The organism is Mesorhizobium sp. P2_F5 (assembly GCF_056403715.1).
In genome coordinates this window covers 1-1,972 of sequence record NZ_JBFUEY010000051.1, presented here as the reverse complement: position 1 = coordinate 1,972, position 1,972 = coordinate 1, and the positions used below count along the sequence as shown (strand labels likewise).

Genomic DNA, 1,972 nt, shown 5'->3' with positions numbered 1-1,972 from the left:
GACATCATCTTCGAGGACAACGACATCTATGGCGACGGCGTCAACATCGCGGCGCGCATCGAAAGCATCGCCAAGCCCGGCGGCGTCGCGGTGTCCGGCTCGGTCCGCGACAATGTCGGCAACCGGCTCGATCTCTCCTTCGAGGACACCGGCGAGCAGACTCTGAAGAACATCGACCGGCCGGTTCGAGTCTACAACGTCGACCTCTTTGCAGGCGCGCGACCGCCGCTGCCCGCTGCAACGGCAGTGCAGGTCAAGGCTGAGCCTGCTGCCAAGGCAAAGCCTTCGATCGCTGTGCTGCCGTTCAACAACATGAGCGGCGACCCGGAGCAGGAATACTTCTCCGACGGCATCACCGAAGACATCATCACCGATCTCTCGAAAATCTCCGGCCTGTCGGTGATCGCCCGCAATTCGGTGTTCACCTACAAGGGCAAGTCTGTCGACGTGCAGGATGTCAGCCGGCGCTTCAATGTCGCAACGGTGCTTGAAGGCAGCGTGCGCAAGGTCGGCCAGCGCGTGCGCATCACCGCGCAGCTGATCGACGGCAAGGACGGCACGCATCTGTGGGCCGATCGTTACGACCGCGACCTGACTGACATCTTCGCGATTCAGGACGAGATCACAAAAACGATCGTCGACCAGCTCAAGGTCAGGCTGCTGCCGGAAGAAAAGAAGGCGATCGAGGCGTCGCCGACCGAGAGTGTCGAGGCTTACACCTACTATCTGAGAGGCCGTGAGTTTTTCCACCGCGGCACAAAGCTGAACTACCGGCTCGCCAGACGTATGTTCACGATGGCGCTCGAGCTCGACCCGCTCTATGCGCGCGCCTATGCCGGCAGCGCCGATTGCGACTCCTTCCTGTTCCTCGACTACAGCGAGGAGGTGTCGCTCGACGGCATACTGGCCAACGCCGCCAAGGCGCTCGAGATCGAAAGCGGACTGGCCGAAGCGCATGCCTCGCGCGGACTGGCCCTCTCGGTCGGCCAGCAGTACGACGAAGCGGACCGAGAATTCGAGCAGGCGATCGCGGGCAATCCCAACCTATTCGAAGCCCACTATTTCTACGCCCGCAGCTGTTATGCGCGGGGAAAGCTCGAAAAGGCCGCCGTCCACTGGGAGCGCGCCGCCGAGATAGACCCCAACGACTACCAATCCCTGCTTCTGCTGATTCAGATCTATCGCACGTTGGGACGGCATCAGGAACAAGGGGAGACGGCTCGCAGGGGTGTTGAACGAGCCGAGCGCGAGTTTGCAAGGAATCCGGAAAATCCCCGACCTGCCTACCTCGGCGCCAACGCGCTCGCCGGACTTGGCGAGTTCGATCGAGCGAAGGAGTGGGCCGCGCGCGCTTTCGCGATCGACCCCGACGATGTCCTGACCCAATACAACCTTGCCTGCTTCCACTGCTTCCTCGGTGATTTCGACCGGGTGTTCGACATGCTCGAAAGGGTGATGCCGCGCGCCAACCACGAAATGAAAGCGTGGGTTCTGCAAGACTCGGATTTTGATCTGCTGCACAGCCTTCCGCGCTGGCAGACGGTGCTGGAGCTTGCGAGATAGCAATGGAACGCCGGCTCACCGCCATCCTTGCCGCCGACGTCGTTGGCTACAGCCGCCTGATGGGGCTTGACGAAGCCGGCACGCTGTCGGCGCTCAAGACGCATCGGCGCGAGATGGCCGACGGCAAGATCGCCGAACACCAGGGCCGCATCGTCAAGCTCACCGGCGATGGCATGCTTGTCGAGTTCCCGAGCGTGGTGAACGCGGTCGCCTGCGCCGCTGACATCCAGCGCCGGATGCGCGAGCGCAATGTCGACGTACCGGAGGAGCGCCGCATCGAATTCCGCATCGGCGTCCATCTCGGTGACATCATCTTCGAGGACAACGACATCTATGGCGACGGCGTCAACATCGCGGCGCGCATCGAAAGCATCGCCAAGCCCGGCGGCGTCGCGGTGTCCGGCTCGGT

Annotated in this window: 2 protein-coding genes; both read left to right on the top strand. The window is 62.5% G+C overall.

The features are described from left to right. The coding region (locus tag AC1DYO_RS32060) for an adenylate/guanylate cyclase domain-containing protein (protein WP_477268660.1) at positions 1–1,563 on the top strand (1,563 nt) is incomplete at its 5' end. A gap of 2 nt (positions 1,564–1,565) precedes the next feature. Then, positions 1,566–1,972 (top strand): adenylate/guanylate cyclase domain-containing protein (locus tag AC1DYO_RS32055; protein ID WP_477268658.1); only part of this gene is annotated, 407 nt, incomplete at its 3' end.